The sequence below is a fragment of the Kosakonia beeri genome (assembly GCF_054165705.1).
The window spans coordinates 4636073-4661132 of sequence record NZ_CM135106.1 but is presented as its reverse complement, the minus strand read 5'-3'; the positions used below and the strand labels follow the sequence as shown (position 1 = coordinate 4661132).

At 52.4% G+C, this 25060-nt stretch carries 20 protein-coding genes and 4 tRNA genes; 16 read left to right on the top strand and 8 right to left on the bottom strand.

The annotated features are described in order from the left end of the window. Positions 1-35 precede the first annotated feature (35 nt). The gene (gene murB, locus ACUY4S_RS22035; protein WP_458023606.1) at positions 36-1064 is read left to right on the top strand and encodes a UDP-N-acetylmuramate dehydrogenase; all 1029 of its coding nucleotides are present in this window, start codon (positions 36-38) and stop codon (positions 1062-1064) included. Beyond that, a complete protein-coding gene (gene birA / locus ACUY4S_RS22030; RefSeq protein WP_458023607.1) occupies positions 1061-2023 on the top strand; it encodes a bifunctional biotin--[acetyl-CoA-carboxylase] ligase/biotin operon repressor BirA in 963 nt (320 codons plus the stop codon). The genes murB and birA overlap by 4 nt, the downstream gene beginning before the upstream one ends. Before the next feature lie 33 nt (positions 2024-2056). On the opposite strand, the gene coaA is transcribed toward birA, so the two are convergent. After that, entirely contained in the window at positions 2057-3007 is a 951-nt protein-coding gene (gene coaA / locus ACUY4S_RS22025; RefSeq protein WP_312692863.1) for a type I pantothenate kinase, read from the bottom strand. Between the two features lie 202 nt (positions 3008-3209). Continuing rightward, positions 3210-3758 carry a GNAT family N-acetyltransferase gene (locus ACUY4S_RS22020; RefSeq protein ID WP_312692854.1) on the bottom strand — a complete coding sequence of 183 codons (549 nt, stop codon included), beginning with the start codon at positions 3756-3758 and terminating at the stop codon, positions 3210-3212. Between the two features lie 340 nt (positions 3759-4098). Between ACUY4S_RS22020 and ACUY4S_RS22015 the strand changes: the two genes are divergently transcribed. The 14 genes from ACUY4S_RS22015 to ACUY4S_RS21950 all read left to right on the top strand — a co-directional run bounded on the left by ACUY4S_RS22015 (position 4099) and on the right by ACUY4S_RS21950 (position 19383). Continuing rightward, positions 4099-4174: transfer RNA gene (locus ACUY4S_RS22015), tRNA-Thr, on the top strand. An 8-nt stretch (positions 4175-4182) separates the two neighbouring features. Further along, positions 4183-4267: transfer RNA gene (locus ACUY4S_RS22010), tRNA-Tyr, on the top strand. A gap of 114 nt (positions 4268-4381) precedes the next feature. Continuing rightward, a tRNA-Gly gene (locus tag ACUY4S_RS22005) sits at positions 4382-4456 on the top strand. Between the two features lie 5 nt (positions 4457-4461). After that, positions 4462-4537: transfer RNA gene (locus ACUY4S_RS22000), tRNA-Thr, on the top strand. Positions 4538-4651: 114 nt separating this feature from the next. After that, positions 4652-5836 carry an elongation factor Tu gene (gene tuf / locus ACUY4S_RS21995; protein WP_312689577.1) on the top strand — a complete coding sequence of 395 codons (1185 nt, stop codon included), beginning with the start codon at positions 4652-4654 and terminating at the stop codon, positions 5834-5836. A 228-nt stretch (positions 5837-6064) separates the two neighbouring features. Continuing rightward, entirely contained in the window at positions 6065-6448 is a 384-nt protein-coding gene (gene secE, locus ACUY4S_RS21990; protein WP_458023523.1) for a preprotein translocase subunit SecE, read from the top strand. Position 6449: 1 nt separating this feature from the next. After that, positions 6450-6995, top strand: a complete 546-nt coding sequence (gene nusG, locus ACUY4S_RS21985) for a transcription termination/antitermination protein NusG (protein ID WP_007665882.1) — start codon at positions 6450-6452, stop codon at positions 6993-6995. A 140-nt stretch (positions 6996-7135) separates the two neighbouring features. After that, positions 7136-7564: a 50S ribosomal protein L11 gene (rplK, locus tag ACUY4S_RS21980; protein WP_002438627.1), complete on the top strand. Its 429-nt coding sequence runs from the start codon at positions 7136-7138 to the stop codon at positions 7562-7564. Positions 7565-7567: 3 nt separating this feature from the next. Then, the gene (rplA, locus tag ACUY4S_RS21975) at positions 7568-8272 is read left to right on the top strand and encodes a 50S ribosomal protein L1 (RefSeq protein WP_312692851.1); all 705 of its coding nucleotides are present in this window, start codon (positions 7568-7570) and stop codon (positions 8270-8272) included. A gap of 301 nt (positions 8273-8573) precedes the next feature. Next, the gene (rplJ, locus tag ACUY4S_RS21970; protein ID WP_002438625.1) at positions 8574-9071 is read left to right on the top strand and encodes a 50S ribosomal protein L10; all 498 of its coding nucleotides are present in this window, start codon (positions 8574-8576) and stop codon (positions 9069-9071) included. Positions 9072-9137: 66 nt separating this feature from the next. Beyond that, positions 9138-9506 (top strand): 50S ribosomal protein L7/L12, encoded by a 369-nt coding sequence (rplL, locus tag ACUY4S_RS21965; protein ID WP_035890291.1) that lies wholly within the window; start codon positions 9138-9140, stop codon positions 9504-9506. Positions 9507-9827: 321 nt separating this feature from the next. Further along, positions 9828-13856, top strand: a complete 4029-nt coding sequence (rpoB, locus tag ACUY4S_RS21960) for a DNA-directed RNA polymerase subunit beta (protein WP_312692846.1) — start codon at positions 9828-9830, stop codon at positions 13854-13856. 76 nt (positions 13857-13932) lie between these two features. Continuing rightward, positions 13933-18156, top strand: coding sequence for a DNA-directed RNA polymerase subunit beta' (gene rpoC, locus ACUY4S_RS21955; protein ID WP_312692844.1), 4224 nt, complete (start codon positions 13933-13935; stop codon positions 18154-18156). Positions 18157-18321: 165 nt separating this feature from the next. Next, positions 18322-19383, top strand: coding sequence for an alpha/beta hydrolase family protein (locus tag ACUY4S_RS21950; protein WP_458023524.1), 1062 nt, complete (start codon positions 18322-18324; stop codon positions 19381-19383). Here the strand turns inward: ACUY4S_RS21950 and ACUY4S_RS21945 are convergent. From ACUY4S_RS21945 to thiG, 6 genes are all read right to left on the bottom strand, one after another. Next, positions 19322-20461, bottom strand: coding sequence for a helix-turn-helix domain-containing protein (locus ACUY4S_RS21945; RefSeq protein ID WP_458023525.1), 1140 nt, complete (start codon positions 20459-20461; stop codon positions 19322-19324). The genes ACUY4S_RS21950 and ACUY4S_RS21945 overlap by 62 nt on opposite strands. 12 nt (positions 20462-20473) lie before the next feature. Beyond that, positions 20474-20791 (bottom strand): PTS lactose/cellobiose transporter subunit IIA, encoded by a 318-nt coding sequence (locus tag ACUY4S_RS21940; protein WP_312692839.1) that lies wholly within the window; start codon positions 20789-20791, stop codon positions 20474-20476. 4 nt (positions 20792-20795) lie between these two features. Continuing rightward, on the bottom strand, positions 20796-21101 hold the full coding sequence (locus tag ACUY4S_RS21935; protein WP_035890299.1) for a PTS sugar transporter subunit IIB: 306 nt from the start codon (positions 21099-21101) through the stop codon (positions 20796-20798). Between the two features lie 147 nt (positions 21102-21248). Next, positions 21249-22787, bottom strand: coding sequence for a sensor domain-containing diguanylate cyclase (locus ACUY4S_RS21930; RefSeq protein ID WP_312692837.1), 1539 nt, complete (start codon positions 22785-22787; stop codon positions 21249-21251). Between the two features lie 351 nt (positions 22788-23138). Further along, positions 23139-24293: a 2-iminoacetate synthase ThiH gene (gene thiH, locus ACUY4S_RS21925; protein ID WP_312692835.1), complete on the bottom strand. Its 1155-nt coding sequence runs from the start codon at positions 24291-24293 to the stop codon at positions 23139-23141. Then, positions 24290-25060 carry a thiazole synthase gene (gene thiG / locus ACUY4S_RS21920; RefSeq protein WP_312692833.1) on the bottom strand — a complete coding sequence of 257 codons (771 nt, stop codon included), beginning with the start codon at positions 25058-25060 and terminating at the stop codon, positions 24290-24292. Before thiG ends, thiH begins: the two co-directional genes overlap by 4 nt.

Genomic DNA, 25060 nt, shown 5'->3' with positions numbered 1-25060 from the left:
TAAACTAGCCGTGTTTTTGCATCAGGATAGCGCTAATGAACCACTCCCTTAAGCCATGGAACACCTTCGGTATTGACCGCCATGCTCATCACATTATTCGTGCCGAAACACCGGAACAACTGCTGGAAGCCTGGCAAAATGCGGTACAAAATCTGCAGCCAGTCCTGATTCTTGGTGAAGGAAGTAATGTGCTGTTTCTCGAGGATTTTTCCGGAACTGTCATTATCAACCGCATCGCCGGCATTGATATCCGCGAAGAGGCTGAGGCCTGGTATCTCCACGTCGGCGCCGGTGAAAACTGGCATAACCTGGTGCGATTTACTCTCGAACGCGGTATGCCTGGACTGGAAAATTTAGCGTTGATCCCGGGCTGTGCTGGCTCTTCGCCCATTCAAAATATTGGCGCATATGGCATCGAATTACAGCACGTTTGCGACTATGTGGACTGTGTGGAACTAAGCAGCGGCGAACATCAACGTTTGCCTGCTAAAGCTTGTCGTTTTGGCTATCGCGACAGCATTTTCAAACATGAGTATCAGAACCGCTATGCCATCACTGCTGTAGGATTACGTTTAGCGAAAAATTGGCAGCCGGTGCTGACATACGGCGATTTGACGCGCCTGGATCCCGCTAATGTGACGCCCCGGCAGGTTTTCGATGCAGTATGCCATATGCGTATCAGCAAATTACCGGATCCGAAAGTGAATGGCAATGCCGGCAGTTTCTTTAAAAACCCGGTTGTAACCGCAGAACAAGCGAAAACGCTGTTAGCCGCATACCCGAACGCCCCCCATTATCCACAAGCCGATAGCACGGTAAAACTGGCCGCAGGTTGGCTGATCGATCAGTGTCAGTTAAAAGGTACTGCAGTGGGTGGTGCCGCGATCCATCATTTGCAGGCGCTGGTACTGATTAATACGGGGCAGGCAACAAGTCAGGATGTTATTAAACTGGCACATTTAGTGCGCCAGCGCGTAGGCATAAAATTCGATGTCTGGTTGGAACCTGAGGTGCGATTTATCGGCCGTAGCGGAGAGGTGAATGCGGTGGAGGCCATTGCGTGAAGGATAATACCATTCCATTAACGCTGATTTCGATTCTGGCGGACGGTGAGTTCCATTCTGGCGAACAACTTGGCGAACGCCTGGGGATGAGCCGCGCAGCAATTAATAAACATATCCATACCCTTCGCGACTGGGGTGTAGATGTCTTCACCGTCCCGGGTAAAGGCTATAGCCTGCCCGAACCTATTCAACTGCTAGATGAAACGTTTATCCGTAGCGAGATACCGCGGGGAAAAGTCGCGGTTTTACCGGTGATTGATTCAACGAATCAGTACCTACTGGATCGTCTCCATGAACTGGATTCCGGTGATGCCTGCGTGGCGGAGTATCAGCAAGCCGGGCGAGGTCGTCGCGGGCGCAAATGGATTTCTCCATTTGGCGCAAATCTCTATATTTCCATGTACTGGCGTCTGGAACAGGGGCCGGCTGCGGCAATTGGGTTAAGCCTGGTCATCGGTATCGTCATGGCCGAAGTTTTGCGCGATCTGGGTGCCGAACAAGTGCGGGTTAAATGGCCCAACGACCTCTATCTTAACGATCGCAAACTTGCCGGTATTTTGGTCGAACTGACGGGGAAAACGGGCGATGCTGCTCAAATCGTTATTGGGGCGGGAGTCAATCTGGTGATGCGAAAGGCTCAGGCTGAAGATATCAGTCAAAGCTGGATCAACCTGCAGGAAGCGGGCGTGCGCATTGACCGGAATAGGCTGGCAGCACGACTGATAACCGAGCTGCGCACGGCATTACACTGTTTTGAACAGGAAGGCCTTGCACCTTTTCTCGCGCGTTGGGAAGCACTGGATAATTTTATTAACCGCCCGGTGAAACTGATTATAGGCGAGAAAGAGATCTTCGGTATTTCGCGTGGTATTGATGCACAGGGTGCGCTGTTGCTGGAACAGGATGGTGTGATTAAACCCTGGGTTGGCGGAGAAATATCACTTCGTAGCGCAGAGTAATAATAAAGGAGAGTCGCTTGACTCCCCTTGTATTTATTTACGCAGTCTGACTTGTTCCACTGCATGGTTTGCGCTTTTGGTCATTATCAGACTCGCGCGCTCACGCGTCGGTAAAATGTTTTCTTTAAGATTTAAGCCGTTAATCTCCTTCCAGAGCGACATCGCAATCTCGATCGCCTCTTGTTCCGATAACTTTGCATAGTTATGGAAATAAGAATCAGGATTAGTGAAGGCCCCTTCACGGAACTTCAGGAAGCGGTTTATATACCATCTCTGCAATAAGTCTTCTGGCGCATCGACATAAATAGAAAAATCGACGAAGTCAGAAACAAATACATGATGAGGATCGTGAGGATAATCCATACCACTTTGTAATACATTCAACCCTTCAAGAATCAGAATATCAGGTTGCGTAACGGTTTTATCGCCATCCGGAATCACATCATAAATAAGATGTGAATATACTGGCGCAGTAACATCGGTCACCCCGGATTTAATATCCGAAACGAACTGCACCAGGCGGTGCATATCATAAGATTGCGGAAATCCTTTTTTCTTCATCAGGCCGCGTTCTTTAAGCACTTCGTTAGGGTGCAAAAAACCGTCGGTGGTGATCAACTCAACCCGACGGTGCTCTGGCCAGCGGCTTAATAATGCCTGCAACACGCGCGCAGTGGTGCTTTTCCCTACCGCAACGCTGCCTGCAATACTAATGATATAGGGAATGCGTTGACCGTTAGTACCAAGGAATTGTTCAAGTACTGCCTGCCGGCGCAAATTTGAACTGATGTAGAAATTGAGTAAGCGGGAAAGAGGAAGATAAATTTCGGCAACTTCTTCCAGAGAAAGGTCTTCATTAATGCCTTTTAATCTCGCAATTTCGCCCTCTGTCAGGGTCATTGGCACGGAATCACGAAGCGCAGCCCACTGGCTGCGATTAAACTGTAAGTAAGGCGTCATTAACGTTTGCTCTTTTTTACTCATAAGCTTTTTATCTGCCCACATTACCACCCGCACGTATGCTTCCGGCACGCTGCGAGAGAGCATCTCTTAAGGTAACGCGATGGCACGACGTTATTGAAATAAGTTGGATCAATGGGCAGGAGGTTAACACCAGATGGCGGGGAATAATATGAAAAATCGCGCTCGCGTGATGCTTTGCGACGAAAGCATCACGCTGTTTGCATTAACTGGCAATAGGGCGAACCGACTGATTTGCTGCAAATAAACGTTTAAAGTAAATGGCGGCGGGGTGGTAATAACCGTCTGCTGAACACAGATAATCTGGCATTTGTCCGAGGCAACGATATCCGTGAGCCCGACAAAATGCTTCTGCTGCAGAACCTGCCTGTACTTCTAGCGACAATACTCCACGCTGATGGGCATATGCTCCTTTCTCCAGTTCAGCCAGCAGCTTTTTACCTATACCGGTTCGTCGACCACGGCGGTGCACAAGTAAAAGTTTAATCGTACCGCGGTTAAGCGCCTCAGGTTGCATGTCGAGTTGCAGGCTAATGCACCCCATTACGCCTCGTTCATCGCGGGCGATCCAGATTAAACGTTCCCCTTTCTGAAGCTCGTCACGTAGTCGCCAGAACCTGCTCTCTGCATCCTGGCGGCTGGCTGCACGTTGATACCCCACCAGGGAGCCACCTTGCTGCGCATCAAGCAACAGGTCGGCAAGTTCCGGACAATAGATGGGTAAGGTGGCCGCGTTCAACAGAACAATTTTCATCTTTGTTCCTCCAGAATGAGTGAGATCTATAAAGATGCAATAAGTGATCCAATTCACGGTTTTGTGTTCGTCGATGGAAAAGCGACCCAGAGACGGCATCAGCTTGCACTACGGAAACACATTTGCACCATGAGGAAGCCCTGAACAGGGAGAGAAAACGAAAGTGAAAGTGCAGAAATCAGCGCGGCTTAACTACTATAAACGGTGAATTTTTCCACTGTATTGCATGAAATAACAGCATTTTTGGGGTTGGTCGTGCAAAATGTGAGCGATAGAACGGTTTGTGCAATTTTTTAGTTGCATCAATCCCTCTGTCTCCCTAGAATGCGCGCTACTTGATGCCGACTTAGCTCAGTAGGTAGAGCAACTGACTTGTAATCAGTAGGTCACCAGTTCGATTCCGGTAGTCGGCACCATCAAGTCCGGTGGGGTTCCCGAGCGGCCAAAGGGAGCAGACTGTAAATCTGCCGTCACAGACTTCGAAGGTTCGAATCCTTCCCCCACCACCACTTTCGGTTACGATAAAACGTAACCTGAGTTGGTGTCAGTAAGCGAATCAACTCGAAGGGAGAGTATTCTTCTCCCAATAATACAGAAAGCACTGGGTAGCCGAGTTTCAGGATGCGGGCATCGTATAATGGCTATTACCTCAGCCTTCCAAGCTGATGATGCGGGTTCGATTCCCGCTGCCCGCTCCATATGTGCTGATATGGCTCAGTTGGTAGAGCGCACCCTTGGTAAGGGTGAGGTCCCCAGTTCGACTCTGGGTATCAGCACCACTTCACTTCTCCTTCCTGGTTTCTCTTCTGTTGTTAAGCATTCAACAAGTCGGGCATGTTGCCTGGTTGATGTGGTGATATCACCGATTTATCCGTGTCTTAGAGGGACAATCGATGTCTAAAGAAAAGTTTGAACGTACAAAACCGCACGTTAACGTCGGTACTATCGGCCACGTTGACCATGGTAAAACAACGCTGACTGCTGCAATCACTACCGTTCTGGCTAAAACCTACGGTGGTTCTGCTCGCGCATTCGACCAGATCGATAACGCGCCGGAAGAAAAAGCGCGTGGTATCACCATCAACACTTCTCACGTTGAGTATGACACCCCGACTCGCCACTACGCACACGTAGACTGCCCGGGCCACGCCGACTATGTTAAAAACATGATCACCGGTGCTGCTCAGATGGATGGCGCGATCCTGGTTGTTGCTGCGACTGACGGCCCGATGCCGCAGACCCGTGAGCACATCCTGCTGGGTCGTCAGGTAGGCGTTCCGTACATCATCGTGTTCCTGAACAAATGTGACATGGTTGATGACGAAGAGCTGCTGGAACTGGTAGAGATGGAAGTTCGTGAACTGCTGTCTCAGTACGATTTCCCGGGCGACGATACCCCGATCGTTCGTGGTTCTGCTCTGAAAGCGCTGGAAGGCGACGCAGAGTGGGAAGCGAAAATCATCGAACTGGCTGGCCACCTGGATTCTTACATCCCGGAACCAGAGCGTGCGATTGACAAGCCGTTCCTGCTGCCGATTGAAGACGTATTCTCCATCTCCGGTCGTGGTACCGTTGTTACCGGTCGTGTAGAGCGCGGTATCATCAAAGTGGGTGAAGAAGTTGAAATCGTGGGTATCAAAGACACCGCGAAATCCACCTGTACTGGCGTAGAAATGTTCCGCAAACTGCTGGACGAAGGCCGTGCTGGTGAGAACGTTGGTGTTCTGCTGCGTGGTATCAAACGTGAAGAAATCGAACGTGGTCAGGTACTGGCTAAGCCGGGTTCCATCAAGCCGCACACCAAATTCGAATCTGAAGTTTATATCCTGTCCAAAGACGAAGGCGGCCGTCATACTCCGTTCTTCAAAGGCTACCGTCCGCAGTTCTACTTCCGTACAACTGACGTGACTGGCACCATCGAACTGCCGGAAGGCGTAGAGATGGTAATGCCGGGCGACAACATCAAAATGGTTGTTACCCTGATTCACCCGATTGCGATGGACGATGGTCTGCGTTTCGCAATCCGTGAAGGCGGCCGTACCGTTGGCGCGGGCGTTGTTGCAAAAGTTCTTAGCTAATCGCTGATAACATTTGACGCAATGCGCAAGAAGAGGGCATCATTTGATGCCCTTTTTGTACGCTTTCGAACCAGAACCTGGCTCATCAGTGATTTTTTTTGTCATAATCATTGCTGAGACAGGCTCTGAAGAGGGCGTTAGTCCGAAACTCGCCAGAGCATTTCGGTTTGGTTGCCTCGCTTATGCGGGGCAAAAATGTTTGTCTGAATTCTTGTGACAGGTTGGTTTATGAGTGCGAATACCGAAGCTCAAGGGAGCGGGCGCGGCCTGGAAGCGATGAAGTGGGTTGTTGTTGCAGTACTGCTGATCGTGGCTATCGTTGGCAACTATCTTTATCGTGACATGATGCTGCCGCTCCGCGCGCTGGCAGTGGTTATTTTGATTGCTGCAGCAGGTGGTGTCGCGCTGTTGACGACGAAGGGTAAAGCGACCGTTGCGTTTGCCCGTGAAGCGAGAACCGAAGTACGTAAAGTGATTTGGCCAACTCGTCAGGAAACATTGCACACCACACTGATCGTGGCTGCGGTAACCGCAGTCATGTCACTGATCCTGTGGGGACTGGATGGTATTCTGATTCGTCTGGTTTCCTTTATCACTGGCCTGAGGTTCTGAGATGTCTGAAGCTCCTAAAAAGCGCTGGTACGTCGTTCAGGCGTTTTCCGGTTTTGAAGGTCGCGTAGCTACCTCGCTGCGCGAGCATATCAAATTACACAATATGGAAGAGTTGTTTGGCGAAGTTATGGTTCCAACCGAAGAAGTGGTTGAGATCCGTGGCGGCCAGCGTCGTAAAAGCGAACGTAAATTCTTCCCCGGCTACGTACTTGTCCAGATGGTGATGAATGACGCCAGCTGGCACCTGGTGCGCAGCGTTCCGCGCGTTATGGGCTTCATCGGTGGTACTTCCGATCGTCCGGCGCCGATTAGCGATAAAGAAGTGGATGCTATCATGAACCGCCTGCAGCAGGTGGGTGATAAGCCGCGTCCGAAAACGCTGTTTGAGCCGGGTGAAATGGTCCGTGTTAACGATGGTCCGTTTGCTGACTTTAACGGCGTGGTTGAAGAAGTGGACTACGAAAAGTCCCGCCTGAAAGTCTCCGTTTCTATCTTTGGTCGTGCGACCCCGGTAGAACTGGATTTCGGTCAGGTCGAAAAAGCCTAAATATTCGGCGATCAAACGTTGCACAAGGCGCGAAATTGACATACAATTTCGCGCCTTTTGTTTTTATGGGTCATGTACCCGTAAAACGTATTTAACACGGGGAGCCTTTCGGGGCGTTATACCCAAACGAGGAAATTGCAATGGCTAAGAAAGTCCAGGCCTACGTCAAGCTGCAGGTTGCAGCTGGCATGGCAAACCCGAGCCCGCCAGTCGGTCCGGCTCTGGGTCAGCAGGGTGTTAACATCATGGAATTCTGTAAAGCGTTCAACGCCAAAACTGATTCCATCGAAAAAGGTCTGCCAATTCCGGTAGTTATTACCGTTTACGCTGACCGTTCCTTCACTTTCGTTACCAAAACGCCTCCGGCAGCTGTTCTGCTGAAGAAAGCGGCTGGTATCAAGTCTGGTTCCGGCAAGCCGAACAAAGACAAAGTGGGCAAAGTGACTCGCGCTCAGGTGCAGGAAATTGCTCAGACTAAAGCCGCGGACATGACCGGTGCTGACATTGAAGCGATGACTCGCTCAATCGAAGGTACTGCTCGTTCCATGGGCCTGGTAGTGGAGGACTAAGAAATGGCTAAACTGACCAAGCGCATGCGCGTGATCCGTGACAAAGTTGATGCGACCAAACAGTACGACATCAACGAAGCCATCGCTCTGCTGAAAGAGCTGGCCACCGCTAAATTCGTAGAAAGCGTAGACGTTGCTGTTAACCTCGGCATCGACGCGCGTAAATCTGACCAGAACGTACGTGGTGCAACTGTACTGCCGCACGGTACTGGCCGTTCTGTTCGCGTAGCCGTATTTACCCAGGGCCCGAACGCTGAAGCTGCTAAAGCAGCTGGCGCAGAGCTGGTAGGTATGGAAGATCTGGCTGACCAGATCAAGAAAGGCGAAATGAACTTTGACGTTGTTATTGCTTCTCCGGATGCAATGCGCGTTGTTGGCCAGCTGGGCCAGGTTCTGGGCCCGCGTGGTCTGATGCCGAACCCGAAAGTGGGTACTGTAACGCCGAACGTTGCTGAAGCTGTTAAGAACGCTAAAGCAGGTCAGGTCCGTTACCGTAACGACAAAAACGGCATCATCCACACCACCATCGGTAAAGTGGATTTTGACGCTGACAAACTGAAAGAAAACCTGGAAGCCCTGCTGGTTGCGCTGAAAAAAGCAAAACCGACTCAGGCGAAAGGCGTGTACATCAAGAAAGTTAGCATCTCCACCACCATGGGTGCTGGTGTTGCGGTAGACCAGGCTGGTCTGAGCGCAGTGGCGAACTAATATTCGCCTTTACGTGGGTGGTGGATTTGTCTACAATCTTACCCCCACGTTTTACTAACGCGAGTTAGTAAACAAAAAAGATTTGTTCGTTGGAGCCTGGCCTAATCCAGGCCTCCGTCGAAGACCGCAGGTGTTTCGTAAGAAGCTTAATTCCCTGCGTAGACGGTGACAGAACCTAAAGAATATTTTTAAAGTACTCTTTGGCTTGTTTCTGCTCACCGTATTAAGACGCTCTTTTCTTTGAGAAGAGTGAAGTGAGTTCCAGGGCATAAGCCCTGGCAAACATCCAGGAGCAAAGCTAATGGCTTTAAATCTTCAAGACAAACAAGCGATTGTTGCTGAAGTCAGCGAAGTAGCCAAAGGCGCGCTGTCTGCGGTTGTTGCGGATTCTCGTGGCGTTACCGTAGATAAAATGACCGAACTGCGTAAAGCAGGTCGCGAAGCCGGCGTTTACATGCGTGTTGTTCGCAACACCCTGCTGCGCCGTGTTGTTGAGGGTACTCAGTTCGAGTGCCTGAAAGACGCGTTCGTTGGTCCGACCCTGATTGCATACTCTATGGAACACCCGGGCGCTGCTGCTCGTCTGTTCAAAGAGTTCGCGAAAGCGAATGCAAAATTTGAGGTCAAAGCCGCTGCCTTTGAAGGTGAGTTGATCCCGGCGTCCCAGATCGATCGCCTGGCAACCCTGCCGACCTACGAAGAAGCAATTGCACGCCTGATGGCGACCATGAAAGAAGCCTCTGCTGGCAAACTGGTCCGCACTCTGGCTGCTGTACGCGATGCGAAAGAAGCTGCTTAATAGCAGAATTCTTTTTAAAGCATTTGCTTACGTATAAACTTATTCTGATATTCAGGAACAATTTAAATGTCTATCACTAAAGATCAAATCATTGAAGCAGTTGCCGCTATGTCCGTAATGGACGTTGTAGAACTGATCTCTGCAATGGAAGAAAAATTCGGTGTTTCTGCTGCTGCCGCTGTAGCTGTTGCTGCTGGCCCGGCTGCTGAAGCTGCTGAAGAGAAAACTGAGTTCGACGTAATTCTGAAAGCCGCTGGCGCTAACAAAGTTGCTGTTATCAAAGCAGTACGTGGCGCAACTGGCCTGGGTCTGAAAGAAGCTAAAGACCTGGTAGAATCTGCTCCGGCCGCTCTGAAAGAAGGCGTGAGCAAAGATGACGCTGAAGCTCTGAAAAAATCTCTGGAAGAAGCTGGCGCTGAAGTTGAAGTTAAATAAGCCAACCCTTCCGGTTGCAGCCTGAGAAATCAGGCTGATGGCTGGTGACTTTTTGGTCACCAGCCTTTTTGCGCTGTAAGGTGCCGGCAGCGTTTCACACTGTTTGACTGCCAGTAACCTTTACAATGCTTGTTTCTATCGACGACTTAATATACTGCGGCAGAAGCCATCTTCTGTGTAAACCGCAATGAAATGATTTAAGCGTGATAGCAACAAGCATTGCGGAAAGTGCTCCACTTTCCGGTCCAACAAAATAGTGTTGCATAAACTGTCCTACCGACGGACAGAGTGGGTCGACTTGTCAGCGAGCTGAGGAACCCTATGGTTTACTCCTATACCGAGAAAAAACGTATTCGTAAGGATTTTGGTAAACGTCCACAAGTTCTGGATGTTCCATATCTCCTTTCTATCCAGCTTGACTCGTTCCAGAAGTTTATCGAGCAAGATCCTGAAGGGCAGTACGGTCTGGAAGCGGCTTTCCGCTCCGTGTTCCCGATTAAAAGCTACAGCGGCAATTCGGAACTGCAATACGTCAGCTACCGTCTTGGCGAGCCTGTCTTTGATGTTAAAGAATGTCAGATCCGTGGCGTGACATATTCTGCACCGCTGCGCGTTAAGCTGCGTCTGGTGATCTACGAGCGCGAAGCGCCGGAAGGCACTGTTAAAGACATTAAAGAGCAAGAAGTTTACATGGGCGAGATCCCGCTCATGACCGATAACGGTACCTTTGTTATTAACGGTACCGAGCGTGTTATCGTTTCTCAGCTGCACCGTAGCCCTGGCGTCTTCTTTGACAGCGATAAGGGTAAAACCCACTCATCTGGTAAGGTGCTCTATAACGCACGTATCATTCCTTACCGTGGGTCATGGCTGGACTTTGAGTTCGATCCGAAAGATAACCTGTTCGTTCGTATCGACCGTCGCCGTAAGCTGCCGGCTACCATCATTCTGCGCGCGCTGAATTACACCACTGAACAGATCCTTGACCTGTTCTTCGAAAAAGTGGTCTTTGAAATTCGCGACAACAAACTGCAGATGGAACTGGTGCCGGAACGTCTGCGTGGCGAGACCGCTTCTTTTGACATCGAAGCGAACGGCAAAATGTATGTTGAAAAAGGCCGTCGCATCACTGCGCGCCATATTCGTCAGCTCGAAAAAGACGAAATTCAGCATATTGAAGTACCGGTTGAATACATTGCCGGTAAAGTTGCGTCTAAAGATTACATTGATGAGTCTACTGGCGAGCTGATCTGCCCGGCAAACATGGAGCTGTCGCTCGATCTGCTGGCGAAGCTGAGCCAGGCGGGCCACAAACGTATCGAAACACTGTTCACCAACGATCTGGACCACGGCCCGTACATTTCTGAAACCGTACGCGTCGACCCGACTAACGATCGTCTGAGCGCGCTGGTAGAAATCTACCGCATGATGCGCCCCGGTGAGCCGCCGACTCGCGAAGCTGCCGAAAGCCTGTTCGAGAACCTGTTCTTCTCCGAAGACCGCTACGATCTGTCTGCGGTTGGTCGCATGAAGTTCAACCGTTCCCTGCTGCGCGACAGCATCGAAGGTTCCGGTATTCTGAGCAACGACGACATCATCGAAGTGATGAAAAAACTCATCGGTATCCGTAACGGTATCGGTGAAGTGGATGATATCGACCACCTTGGCAACCGTCGTATCCGTTCCGTAGGCGAAATGGCGGAAAACCAGTTCCGCGTTGGCCTGGTACGTGTAGAACGTGCGGTGAAAGAGCGTCTGTCTCTCGGCGATCTGGATACCCTGATGCCGCAGGATATGATTAACGCGAAGCCGATCTCTGCCGCAGTGAAAGAGTTCTTTGGTTCCAGCCAGCTGTCTCAGTTTATGGACCAGAACAACCCGCTATCTGAGATCACGCACAAGCGTCGTATTTCTGCACTCGGCCCAGGCGGTCTGACCCGTGAACGCGCAGGCTTTGAAGTTCGAGACGTACACCCGACTCACTACGGTCGCGTATGTCCTATCGAAACGCCTGAAGGTCCGAACATCGGTCTGATCAACTCCCTGTCCGTCTATGCACAGACTAACGAATACGGCTTCCTTGAGACTCCGTATCGTAAAGTGACCGACGGCGTGGTAACCGACGAGATCCATTACCTTTCTGCAATTGAAGAAGGTAACTACGTCATCGCGCAGGCGAACACCAACCTGACGGAAGAAGGTCGTTTTGCTGAAGACCTGGTAACCTGCCGCAGCAAAGGTGAATCGAGCCTGTTCAGCGCCGACCAGGTTGACTACATGGACGTTTCCACCCAGCAGGTAGTTTCCGTCGGTGCGTCCCTGATCCCGTTCCTGGAACACGATGACGCCAACCGTGCATTGATGGGTGCGAACATGCAACGTCAGGCGGTTCCGACTCTGCGCTCTGATAAGCCGCTGGTTGGTACCGGTATGGAACGTGCTGTTGCCGTTGACTCCGGTGTTACCGCAGTTGCTAAACGTGGCGGTACTGTTCAGTACGTGGATGCGTCCCGTATCGTTATCAAAGTTAACGAAGACGAGATGTACCCGGGCGAAGCAGGTATCGACATTTATAACCTGACCAAGTACACCCGTTCTAACCAGAACACCTGTATCAACCAGATGCCGTGTGTTTCCCTGGGCGAGCCAATTGAACGTGGCGATGTGCTGGCTGACGGCCCGTCCACCGACCTCGGTGAACTGGCGCTTGGCCAGAACATGCGCGTCGCGTTCATGCCGTGGAACGGTTACAACTTCGAAGACTCCATCCTCGTTTCCGAGCGTGTGGTTCAGGAAGATCGCTTCACGACGATTCACATTCAGGAACTGGCGTGTGTGTCCCGTGACACCAAGCTGGGGCCGGAAGAGATCACTGCAGACATCCCGAACGTGGGTGAAGCTGCACTCTCCAAACTGGATGAATCCGGTATCGTTTACATCGGTGCGGAAGTGACCGGCGGCGACATTCTGGTTGGTAAGGTAACGCCGAAAGGTGAAACTCAGCTGACGCCAGAAGAGAAACTGCTGCGCGCGATCTTCGGTGAGAAAGCGTCTGATGTTAAAGACTCTTCTCTGCGCGTACCAAACGGTGTCTCCGGTACGGTAATCGACGTTCAGGTCTTTACCCGTGATGGCGTGGAAAAAGACAAACGTGCGCTGGAAATCGAAGAAATGCAGCTCAAACAGGCCAAAAAAGACCTGTCTGAAGAACTGCAGATCCTCGAAGCTGGCCTGTTTAGCCGTATCCACAGCGTGCTGGTTTCGGGCGGTGTTGAAGCTGATAAGCTCGACAAACTGCCGCGTGACCGCTGGCTGGAACTGGGCCTGACCGACGAAGAGAAACAAAATCAGCTGGAACAACTGGCTGAGCAGTATGACGAACTGAAACACGAGTTCGAGAAAAAACTCGAAGCGAAACGCCGTAAAATCACTCAGGGCGACGATCTGGCACCGGGCGTGCTGAAGATTGTTAAGGTTTATCTGGCCGTTAAACGTCAGATTCAGCCGGGTGATAAAATGGCAGGTCGTCACGGTAACAAGGGTGTTATCTCTAAGATCAACCCGATCGAAGATATGCCTTACGATGAAAACGGCACGCCGGTAGACATCGTACTGAACCCGCTGGGCGTACCGTCTCGTATGAACATTGGTCAGATCCTGGAAACTCACCTGGGTATGGCTGCGAAAGGTATCGGCGATAAAATCAACGCCATGCTGAAACAGCAGCAAGAAGTCGCCAAACTGCGCGAATTCATCCAGCGTGCGTACGATCTGGGTGCTGACGTTCGCCAGAAAGTTGACCTGAACACCTTCAGCGATGATGAGGTTCTGCGTCTGGCTGAAAACCTGCGCAAAGGCATGCCGATCGCAACGCCGGTCTTCGACGGTGCGAAAGAGTCTGAAATCAAGGAACTGTTACAGCTGGGTGGCCTGCCGACTTCCGGTCAGATCACGCTGTTCGACGGTCGTACCGGTGAGCAATTCGAGCGCCAGGTTACCGTTGGCTACATGTACATGCTGAAACTGAACCACCTGGTTGATGACAAAATGCATGCGCGTTCCACCGGTTCTTACAGCCTGGTTACTCAGCAGCCGCTGGGTGGTAAGGCGCAGTTCGGTGGTCAGCGCTTCGGGGAGATGGAAGTGTGGGCGCTGGAAGCTTATGGCGCAGCATACACCCTGCAGGAAATGCTTACCGTTAAGTCTGATGACGTGAACGGTCGTACCAAGATGTATAAAAACATCGTGGACGGCAACCATCAGATGGAACCGGGTATGCCAGAGTCCTTCAACGTACTGTTGAAAGAGATTCGTTCGCTGGGTATCAACATCGAACTGGAAGACGAGTAATTCTCGCTCAAACAGGTCACCGCTGTCGGGCTAATCCCCGGCAGCGGAATGTGCTAACTCCGACGGGAGCAAATCCGTGAAAGACTTATTAAAGTTTCTGAAAGCGCAAACTAAAACCGAAGAGTTTGATGCGATCAAAATTGCTCTGGCCTCGCCAGACATGATCCGTTCATGGTCTTTTGGTGAAGTTAAGAAGCCGGAAACCATCAACTACCGTACGTTCAAGCCTGAGCGTGACGGCCTTTTCTGTGCGCGTATTTTCGGGCCAGTAAAAGACTACGAGTGCCTGTGCGGTAAGTACAAGCGCCTGAAACACCGTGGTGTGATTTGCGAGAAGTGCGGCGTTGAAGTGACCCAGACTAAAGTGCGTCGTGAGCGCATGGGCCACATTGAGCTGGCGTCTCCTACCGCCCACATTTGGTTCCTGAAATCTCTGCCGTCCCGTATCGGCCTGCTGCTGGATATGCCGCTGCGCGATATCGAACGTGTTCTGTACTTCGAATCCTATGTGGTTATCGAAGGCGGTATGACCAATCTGGAACGTAACCAGATCCTGACCGAAGAACAATACCTGGACGCGCTGGAAGAGTTCGGTGACGAATTCGACGCGAAAATGGGCGCCGAAGCTATTCAGGCCCTGCTGAAAAGCATGGATCTGGAGCAGGAATGCGAACAACTTCGTGAAGAGCTGAATGAAACCAACTCCGAAACCAAACGTAAGAAGCTGACCAAGCGTATCAAACTGCTGGAAGCGTTCGTACAGTCTGGTAACAAACCGGAGTGGATGATCCTGACCGTTCTGCCAGTGCTGCCGCCGGATCTGCGTCCGCTGGTTCCGCTGGATGGTGGTCGTTTCGCAACGTCGGATCTGAACGATCTGTATCGTCGCGTGATCAACCGTAACAACCGTCTGAAACGTCTGTTGGATCTGGCGGCGCCGGACATCATCGTACGCAACGAAAAACGTATGCTGCAGGAAGCGGTTGACGCCCTGCTGGATAACGGCCGTCGCGGTCGTGCGATCACCGGTTCTAACAAGCGTCCGCTGAAATCTTTGGCCGATATGATCAAAGGTAAACAGGGTCGTTTCCGTCAGAACCTGCTCGGTAAGCGTGTTGACTACTCAGGCCGTTCTGTCATCACCGTAGGTCCATACCTGCGTCTGCATCAGTGCGGTCTGCCGAAGAAAATGGCGCTGGAACTGTTCAAACCGTTCATTTACGGCAAGCTGGAACTGCGTGGCCTGGCCACCACCATCAAAGCTGCGAAGAAAATGGTTGAGCGTGAAGAAGCTGTCGTTTGGGATATCCTGGACGAAGTGATCCGCGAACACCCGGTACTGCTGAACCGTGCACCAACACTGCACCGTCTGGGTATCCAGGCATTTGAACCGGTACTGATCGAAGGTAAAGCTATCCAGCTGCACCCGCTGGTTTGTGCGGCCTATAACGCCGACTTCGATGGTGACCAGATGGCTGTTCACGTACCGCTGACGCTGGAAGCCCAGCTCGAAGCGCGTGCGCTGATGATGTCTACTAACAACATTCTGTCTCCGGCGAACGGCGAGCCTATCATCGTTCCGTCTCAGGACGTTGTACTGGGTCTGTACTACATGACCCGTGACTGTGTTAACGCCAAAGGCGAAGGCATGGTGCTGACTGGCCCGAAAGAAGCTGAGCGCATCTATCGCGCTGGCCTGGCCTCTCTGCATGCGCGCGTTAAAGTGCGTATCACTGAATACGAAAAAGATGCAAATGGCGAATTCGTTGCGAAAACCAGCCTGAAAGACACGACCGTTGGCCGTGCGATTCTGTGGATGATCGTGCCGAAAGGTCTGCCTTTCTCCATCGTCAACCAGGCGCTGGGCAAGAAAGCGATCTCCAAAATGCTGAACACCTGTTACCGCATTCTGGGCCTGAAACCGACCGTTATTTTTGCTGACCAGACCATGTACACCGGCTTTGCTTATGCAGCGCGTTCAGGTGCATCTGTTGGTATCGATGACATGGTCATCCCGGCGAAAAAACACGAGATCATCAGCGAAGCGGAAGCGGAAGTTGCTGAGATCCAGGAGCAGTTCCAGTCTGGTCTGGTAACCGCTGGCGAACGCTATAACAAAGTTATCGATATTTGGGCTGCGGCGAACGATCGCGTATCCAAAGCGATGATGGATAACCTGCAGACTGAAACCGTGATTAACCGTGACGGCGTTGAAGAGCAGCAGGTTTCCTTTAACAGCATCTACATGATGGCCGACTCCGGTGCGCGTGGTTCTGCAGCCCAGATTCGTCAGCTTGCGGGTATGCGTGGTCTGATGGCGAAGCCGGATGGCTCCATCATCGAAACGCCGATCACCGCGAACTTCCGTGAAGGTCTGAACGTACTCCAGTACTTCATTTCTACTCACGGTGCGCGTAAAGGTCTGGCGGATACCGCACTGAAAACAGCGAACTCCGGTTACCTGACGCGTCGTCTGGTAGACGTTGCGCAGGACCTGGTAGTAACCGAAGACGATTGTGGCACCCTTGAAGGGATCACCATGACGCCGGTTATCGAAGGTGGCGATGTTAAAGAGCCGCTGCGCGATCGCGTTCTGGGTCGTGTGACTGCTGAAGACATTCTGAAACCGGGTACCGCAGATATTCTGGTTCCGCGTAACACGCTGCTGCACGAGCAATGGTGTGACCTGCTGGAAGCGAACTCTGTCGACTCTGTTAAAGTGCGTTCCGTTGTATCTTGTGACACCGACTTTGGTGTATGTGCTCACTGCTACGGTCGTGACCTGGCGCGTGGTCACATCATCAACAAAGGTGAAGCCATCGGCGTTATCGCGGCACAGTCCATCGGTGAGCCGGGTACTCAGCTGACGATGCGTACGTTCCACATCGGTGGTGCGGCATCTCGTGCGGCTGCTGAATCCAGCATCCAGGTGAAAAACAAAGGTAGCATCCGTCTGAGCAATGCGAAGTCGGTTGTGAACTCCAGCGGTAAACTGGTTGTCACCTCCCGTAACACTGAGCTGAAATTGATCGACGAATTCGGTCGTACCAAAGAAAGCTATAAAGTGCCTTACGGTGCGGTAATGGCGAAAGGTGATGGTGAGCAGGTTGCTGGCGGCGAAACCGTAGCAAACTGGGATCCGCATACCATGCCGGTTATCACTGAAGTGGCGGGTTTCATTCGCTTCACTGACATGATCGACGGCCAGACCATTACTCGTCAGACCGACGAACTGACCGGTCTGTCTTCGCTGGTGGTGCTGGACTCCGCAGAGCGTACCTCTGGCGGTAAAGACCTGCGTCCGGCGCTGAAAATCGTTGACGCCAATGGCAATGATGTACTGATCCCGGGCACCGATATGCCTGCCCAGTACTTCCTGCCGGGTAAAGCGATCGTTCAGCTGGAAGATGGCGTTCAGATCAGCTCTGGTGACACCCTGGCGCGTATTCCGCAGGAATCCGGCGGTACCAAGGATATTACCGGTGGTCTGCCGCGCGTTGCGGATCTGTTCGAAGCACGTCGTCCGAAAGAGCCGGCAATCCTGGCTGAAATCAGCGGTATCATTTCCTTCGGTAAAGAAACCAAAGGTAAACGCCGTCTGGTGATCACGCCGGTTGACGGTAGCGATCCGTACGAAGAGATGATCCCGAAATGGCGTCAGCTCAACGTGTTTGAAGGTGAACGTGTAGAACGTGGTGACGTAGTTTCCGACGGTCCGGAAGCGCCGCACGACATTCTGCGTCTTCGTGGCGTACATGCGGTAACGCGTTATATCACCAACGAAGTACAGGACGTTTACCGTCTGCAGGGCGTTAAGATCAACGATAAGCACATCGAAGTTATCGTTCGTCAGATGCTGCGTAAAGCCACCATCGTGAACGCGGGCAGCTCCGAGTTCCTCGAAGGTGAGCAGGTTGAATACTCTCGCGTTAAGATTGCTAACCGCGATCTGGAAGCGAACGGCAAAATCGGTGCAACTTATGCACGCGATCTGCTGGGTATCACCAAAGCGTCTCTGGCTACCGAGTCCTTCATCTCCGCGGCATCGTTCCAGGAGACGACTCGTGTGCTTACCGAAGCAGCGGTTGCGGGCAAACGCGACGAACTGCGCGGTCTGAAAGAGAACGTTATCGTGGGTCGTCTGATCCCGGCCGGTACCGGTTATGCGTACCACCAGGATCGTATGCGTCGTCGCGCAGCTGGCGAACTGCCGGCAGCACCGCAGGTCACTGCGGAAGATGCGACCGCGAGCCTGGCAGAACTGCTGAACGCAGGTCTGGGCGGCTCAGACAACGAGTAACTGTCTCGCACTTAAAAAACCCGCTTCGGCGGGTTTTTTTATGCCTGCACTTTATCAGTCCCCCATCAAATCACCGTCAAAAACGTCCTCGATCGCGTTTCAGGACGCGTCCTTTCGGCATATGAGACCAGAATAGGCCTGCGTTAATTAACCTGGTACTCAAATATGTCACGTCTTTTCGTTCTGTTATTTACTGTTCTGATGAGCTGCACCGTCTGGGGCGAAACCGCTTTCCGTCAGTTGCGTATTAATGAAGATAATCCCCGGCCGTTGGATGTCGCGCTCTGGTATCCCACCCTGGAACGTGGTGCGCCGCAAACGATAGGGGACAATATTGTATTTCGTGGCACGCAGGCGCTACGCGAGGCAAAACCCGCGCCTGGCGATCATCCTTTACTGCTGATTTCCCACGGTTATGGCGGCAACTGGCGTAACCTTAACTGGCTGGCGCAACAGATGGCTTTGCAAGGATATATTGTAGCGGCGGTTGATCATCCAGGCACAACCACGCGTAACCAACATCCGCAGGATGCACAGCAATTATGGCTACGCCCGCAGGATCTTCAGCACGTACTGGATAAAGTGATCGGCAATCCCGAGCTTGCCGGACAGGTAGATCGCCAGCGTATTGCGGCGACTGGACATTCGCTCGGTGGCTGGACGGTGTTGGAACTGGCCGGAGCCCGCTTCGATGCACAGCGCTTTATGACGGATTGCCAGCAACATGCGCAGCTGTCGGGTTGTAAACTGACCGCGACGCTGGGGATCGACCAGCCTCTTGCCGCCAGAAAGCTGGCAGAGGATGCACGTGAGCCGCGAATTAAGGCTGTGGTTTCGCTGGATCTCGGTCTGGCGCGAGGATTCCGTCCGGAGAGTCTGCATCAGATAATGGTGCCCGTACTGATTATGGCTGCGCAGGCAGACAGTGACGCACTCCCCGCCCGGCTGGAGTCAGGTTATCTGGTTGAGCATATTCCGGCTGAACGCCAGCGCTATCGACGTGTCGCCGGCGCGACGCATTTTAGCTTTATGCAGATGTGTAAACCTGGCGCGGTAGCGCTGATTGAACAAGAAACGCCTGGCGATGGCGTTGTCTGTGAAGACGGCGGTACGCTCAGCCGTAGCGCTATTCATCAACATCTGTTTGCGGAGATCAGCCAGTTTCTTAATCAGGCGCTGGCATACCAACCGCCGCGCGCCGGTAATCCGTTGGCGTCATCCCGCTAATACGCGCGAACTCACGGTTAAAATTGGATTTCGTCGCAAACCCGGCATCCAGCATGATATCGGTGACCGGCGCCGTGCTCTCCAGCAGTAAACGCTGAGCATACAGGATGCGAAAGCGATTGATCCATTGCGATACGTTGCAGCCGCGCGCCTGGTTTACAGCTTGTGAGATTTGCCTGGCAGGGATCCCTAATTTTCTCGCCAGTGTATTAAGCGTGAGATCGGTTTGCAGGAACCACTTTTCATGATCAATGCGCGCTTCGATACGCTGGCAGAGATGTTCAGCATCTTCACCGGCAGGGCGAATTACCTCTGCCGGTTCTGCCATGACGGTACCAACAGACGGTACTTTCTTCCCACTGTAGACGATGGCGACGCAGATAAAAGGCAGCAACACTGCCTGTGATAGCGCCACCAGTTGCGGGGCTTGTTGCCCCTGATAAACACCGTAATCTATCGCGATGGCTAAATCCGTCAGGCCGGAAAAGCAGAGAAAACAGCCTGCAATAAACGTCATTAACGAGGCGGCTCCGGCATCCTGCAGGCGGGTGAAGACAAAGGCATCGGCTCCTTGTCGTGCGGTTCTGATCAACGCAGCACCATAACCCATGTACAGCAGCATCAGTATGACATCCGTCATCGTCGGGGCGGCGAGGTTAAGTACCAGTGCGATAAGCGGAGCAATCAGATAGCGGGGGAATTTTCGTTGCCTGTTTTGTAAGGTCAGACGGGCAAAGCAGCGCCAGGCCAACGGCGGCAACGCAATGGCAATAATCGACTGGAGCTGACGCAGGAGGACGGCATCGTACTGCCAGCGTAGTGCAGCCATGAAAACCAGCAGTACGCAGCCGCCAATAAATGTGGCCGCGCTACGGTAGCCAGCCGCGCGTTGCAGGCAGACCCTGAGCAGCAAAATCAGCAGAAGAGTGCAGGTATAAAAAGGAAACGGCACGGCGGGCATAGATGACCTGTCAGGGCTGGTGTCAAAGAGAATGCTATGTTGTGCCATAAATTTATGCGTAAAACACGTCACCACTTCTGGCAGCAACAAAAAAGCCCGCAGCGCGGGCATTTTCATGAAGAGAGATGATCAGTCGTGCGGAGGCAACCGGCGGTAAAGCTCGATTAGATCGCCAGCCAGATCCTGAATAACCATGGCGTTCATCAGATGATCCTGCGAATGGACAGTGATCAAATTGACCGGCAGTTTACCGGTGCCTTCATCCAGCCCGATCAGCTGAGTCTGGATTTTATGCGCCGCTTTAACGTACTCGCGCGACTCTTCCATCGCTTGTTCGGCACCCGCGAAATCATTTTTGCGTGCCAGTTGCAGCGCGGTCAGCGCCTGGCTACGTGCTGCCCCGGCGTTAACCAGCAATTCCATAATAATGCTTTCTAAATCTTCCACGCGCTCACTCCAGTAGCTTAAGGGCCTTCTCCAGTACGACATCACCTTTCATCATGCCGTAATCCATCATGTCTATTACCGCCACCTTTTTACCCAGCGGTTCCGCCTGAGCCTGCAATTTTGCCTGTTCGTATTTCACCTGCGGCCCCAGCAACACGATATCTGCCGTTGCAATTTCGTCTTTAAATTCCGCAACAGGTACTGCCTTGATAGAAACCTCGACGCCTTTTTTCTGCGCTGCGTCTTTCATGCGTTGCACCAACATGCTGGTGGACATACCCGCCGCACAGCATAAAACGATGTTTTTCATAGTCAGCCTCGGTGTTGATGGGATAATTGATAATGATCCGGCAGCGCCGGATCCAACAACCGCTTTACAGTGATTGTGTGTATAGCATCACAAAGAATCCCGCTTTTCCTGAAACCGGTTACAACTGGTGCAACTTCACAGACATTGTCAGGCGCTTGTCTGCAGGATCCGGTTCTTCCCTTGTTGCTTCGCTTTATAGAGTGCTTCATCAACGTGGGTGACGAGTTGGTCGAGCGGTTCCATATGCCATTCGCCTAAACCTGCACTGAACGTAACGACCAGGCCCTCTTCACGCCAGCTGCGATTCGATACGTTTATGCGCCACTGTTCCAGCAGCGCCAGCGCATTAGCGATGTGCTGCTCCGGGAAAATGACCGCAAACTCTTCACCGCCATAGCGATAAACCGAAATGCTGTGTGGCTGCATCACCTGGATGCCTTCGCGCGCGACGTTACGCAGCACGATGTCACCGTTTAAATGCCCCCAGGTGTCGTTGATCGATTTGAAATTGTCGATATCCACTAACGCCAGGGCAAATGGCTGATGATCGTTCATTAACGTCGCAATATCGCCATCAAAGGCGCGTCGGTTTTTGCAGTTCGTTAGCGCATCCATGGTGGCCTGCCGTACCCAGGACTGCTCGCGCTCTTTATTGCTCTTTATTGCTTTGCTCAGCATGGCTTCCAGTTTTGGCGCTTGTTTAACATCGCCTGTGTTGATGGCATTGATAATGTTGATAAGCACCGTGCGGGCAGCATGACGCAAATAAAGCGCAAACAAGATAAGCACGACCGCTGCCGTTCCAAATCCCCAACCCACGATCAGGCTGGTATGACGCACATGATTATCCAGCGTGTGTTCGGAAACCTTGTAAACGGCAAACCAGTCCGGGTTGGTAAAGGAGTAGTAGTAATACCAGGACGCCGTTTTTTTATCGTAGAACGCGCCTTCGCCGCTGGTCATTAACGACAACAGCTGCGGGCTGACGAAGGTTTTAAACAGCGCTCCTGTGTCCGGGTGCAGCATCGCTTTACCTTCACGATCGACCACCAAAAATTCTCCCGGCATGGGGGCTTGCATACTGCGTAGCGTAAAGCCCATTGATGCCAGGTCGAGATGAAAAGCCAGCGTCCCTTTCAGCTTGCCATCAAGTGCAATCACGGGCTTGTAGATACTCACCGTGGGGTTGTGAGTAAAGTAATCCGTGTAGATGCTGGTGTAGTGGTTAAACATGCTGGCCTCAGCCTGATGAACAAACCACGGCCGCGAGCTGGCATCGAAGCGATCGCTGACGTCGCTGGCAATCACTTGTGGGGCGCGTAAATACATGCCATGTGAATCCGCCAGAGAAATGGATGACACAGTGGGCATTAATGCCAGCAGTTGCATCAGTAAGCGCAACCCGCCCTCACGATCACTGTTGACAGTTTCCTCTACGCGATCGCCCTGGGCGAAAAATAGAGCCGCCCGATTCAGGATGTAGTCATTTTCCCGCAGGATCAACTGCGTGTAGTTGACGGCCAGGTTATGGGTGAAGTTACGGTTAATATCATGATATTCCTCCAGCATTTCTTTGCGCTGGCCGAAGGTAACCAGAAGGGCGATCACGATAAAACTGACGAAAATCCCGGCGAAGCTCACCAGTATCGGCATCGTGAACGAGAGTTGTCGGCTGTGAATTTTCATATCCTTGAGCATTCATCATAGTAGTGACAGGTAAAAGTATAAGGGCTGGAGAAAAGAAGTCGTTTTATCAGGCAGCCGACTCGTCGCCGTGCCGGAAATTATTATGCGTAAAATTATAACCCCTGGAGAGGACGCGATGACTAAATATTGTGCTCTATGGCTGTAACGGGGGGATGCAAATGAAAACTGGCTGGTTTTTTACGCCAGCCAGTGGGTCGGAGTTAAATGATGCGTGAGGGGTTCATCGTGGTTAACTCCTGTCAGTAAGATAACTGACAATGAAATAATGCAGCATCCGGCTGTCTGTACGCGACAACATGATCCTGGTTTTCCGAGCGACATCGAGAAATTTTAATTCATTATCAGTCCGTTGCTATTTTTTTTGGGTGTTCTTCCCAACCAGATGTCCCAGTCTTTCCATACCGGTTGTAATCCTCGTGCCAACAGAGCGTTAGCTACCTCCTGCGGCCGACGGCTGTCGTGAGGCGCGAATTGTTCCAGCTCAGGATGGTCATCCGCATAGCCGCCGGGCTGTGTTTTGGAAAACGCACTGACATTATTGATCGCAAGGGGAATGACATGATCGCGAAAGTGCGGCGATTCACGGGTCGATAATGACAACTCCACATCCGGGGCAAACAGACGAAAGGCGCAAATGGTCTGCACTAGCTGGCGCTCATCCATGATCGACGCAGGCGTAATACCGCCCGCACAAGGGCGCAGCCGGGGGAAAGAAATAGAATAACGGCTCTGCCAGTAGTGCTGCTGCAACCACAACAGATGTTCCGCCACTATAAAACAGTCCACCCGCCAGCTGTCGGCAAGGCCAATTAACGCGCCGAGTCCAATCTTATCGATACCCGCACGCCCCAGCCTGTCCGGTGTTTCTAAACGCCAGAAGAAATCCTGTTTATGGCCGCGCAAATGGTGTCGGGCATAGGTACTTTCATGGTATGTCTCCTGATAGACCATGACGCCATCCAGACCGAGCGTTTTTAGCTCGGCATACTCATCTTGCGAAAGGGGCTGGACTTCCATCTGTAGCGAAGCAAACTGGCGGCGAATTGCCGGGAAGTGACGGCGGAAATAGTCCATGCCCACTTTCCCCTGGTGTTCACCCGTGACCAGCAACAGGTGTTCGAACCCCAGTTCACGTATTGCCGCACACTCACGGGCTATTTCGCTTTCATCCAGCGTTTTGCGTTTCAGCCGGTTGCTCATTGAGAACCCGCAGTAGGTACAGTCATTGGCGCACAGGTTAGAAAGGTAGAGCGGCACATAGAAGCTTACCGTATTGCCAAAACGCTGACGCGTCATCTGCTGCGCTCGTTGTGCCATTGGTTCAAGAAAGGCGCTGGCGGCAGGCGAGAGCAGGGCCATCAAATCGTCACGCGTCGGTTGCCTGGCATGAAGCGCCCGTTCAACATCCGCTGCCGTTTTACTGTGGATGCGCAGGCGAATGTCGTCCCAGTTCAACTGCCGCCAGTGGTCAGTAAAGGTCATCATAACGAAGCCTCCAGGAAACCCGTCAGCGGGCTGGTAGCGGCGGCATGGCGCTGGCGGGCTCCCGGTACGGCTTCACGCGCCAGCGCACCGGCTTCTATGGCCAGACGAAAAGCGCGTGCCATCATGACTGGGGAGTCAGCCACCGCAATGGCGGTATTCACCAGCACGGCATCGGCACCCATCTCCAGTGCCTGCGCGGCATGGCTGGGCGCACCGATCCCGGCATCGACCACCACCGGCACGTGAGCCTGCTCAATGATGATCTCCAGCATCGCCCGGGTTTCCAGCCCCTGGTTTGAGCCAATCGGCGCACCCAGCGGCATAACGGCTGCGCAGCCCACCTCTTCGAGCCGTTTGCATAAGACCGGATCGGCACCACAGTAAGGCAGCACGACAAAGCCCATCCTCACCAGTTTTTCTGCGGCGCGCAGTGTCTCAATCGGATCGGGCAGCAGCCAACGCGCATCCGGGTGGATTTCCAGCTTTAACCAGGATGTTCCCAGTGCTTCCCGCGCCAGCTGGGCGGCGAATATCGCCTCTTCGGCATTTTTTGCCCCGGATGTGTTAGGTAGCAAGGTGACGCCCGCTTCGCGTAGCGGCTGCAAAATGCCGTCATTATGCTGACGGAGATCGACGCGCTTCATTGCCAGCGTCACCAGTTCACTGCCGGAGGCATGGATTGCTTCGACCATAACCTCTGGCGAGGCAAATTTCCCGGTGCCGGTAAATAAGCGTGAAGTAAATGATTTATCTGCAATTCGTAACAT

Bases quoted from the DNA above. Each gene is read 5' to 3' on its own strand.
- murB (WP_458023606.1), top strand. From the start codon at position 36: ATGAACCACTCCCTTAAGCCATGGAACACCTTCGGTATTGACCGCCAT.
- coaA (WP_312692863.1), bottom strand. From the start codon at position 3,007: ATGAGTAAAAAAGAGCAAACGTTAATGACGCCTTACTTACAGTTTAAT.
- ACUY4S_RS22020 (WP_312692854.1), bottom strand. From the start codon at position 3,758: ATGAAAATTGTTCTGTTGAACGCGGCCACCTTACCCATCTATTGTCCG.
- tuf (WP_312689577.1), top strand. From the start codon at position 4,652: ATGTCTAAAGAAAAGTTTGAACGTACAAAACCGCACGTTAACGTCGGT.
- secE (WP_458023523.1), top strand. From the start codon at position 6,065: ATGAGTGCGAATACCGAAGCTCAAGGGAGCGGGCGCGGCCTGGAAGCG.
- nusG (WP_007665882.1), top strand. From the start codon at position 6,450: ATGTCTGAAGCTCCTAAAAAGCGCTGGTACGTCGTTCAGGCGTTTTCC.
- rplK (WP_002438627.1), top strand. From the start codon at position 7,136: ATGGCTAAGAAAGTCCAGGCCTACGTCAAGCTGCAGGTTGCAGCTGGC.
- rplA (WP_312692851.1), top strand. From the start codon at position 7,568: ATGGCTAAACTGACCAAGCGCATGCGCGTGATCCGTGACAAAGTTGAT.
- rplJ (WP_002438625.1), top strand. From the start codon at position 8,574: ATGGCTTTAAATCTTCAAGACAAACAAGCGATTGTTGCTGAAGTCAGC.
- rplL (WP_035890291.1), top strand. From the start codon at position 9,138: ATGTCTATCACTAAAGATCAAATCATTGAAGCAGTTGCCGCTATGTCC.
- rpoB (WP_312692846.1), top strand. From the start codon at position 9,828: ATGGTTTACTCCTATACCGAGAAAAAACGTATTCGTAAGGATTTTGGT.
- ACUY4S_RS21950 (WP_458023524.1), top strand. From the start codon at position 18,322: ATGTCACGTCTTTTCGTTCTGTTATTTACTGTTCTGATGAGCTGCACC.
- ACUY4S_RS21945 (WP_458023525.1), bottom strand. From the start codon at position 20,461: ATGAAAATGCCCGCGCTGCGGGCTTTTTTGTTGCTGCCAGAAGTGGTG.
- ACUY4S_RS21935 (WP_035890299.1), bottom strand. From the start codon at position 21,101: ATGAAAAACATCGTTTTATGCTGTGCGGCGGGTATGTCCACCAGCATG.
- ACUY4S_RS21930 (WP_312692837.1), bottom strand. From the start codon at position 22,787: ATGAAAATTCACAGCCGACAACTCTCGTTCACGATGCCGATACTGGTG.
- thiH (WP_312692835.1), bottom strand. From the start codon at position 24,293: ATGATGACCTTTACTGACCACTGGCGGCAGTTGAACTGGGACGACATT.
- thiG (WP_312692833.1), bottom strand. From the start codon at position 25,060: ATGTTACGAATTGCAGATAAATCATTTACTTCACGCTTATTTACCGGC.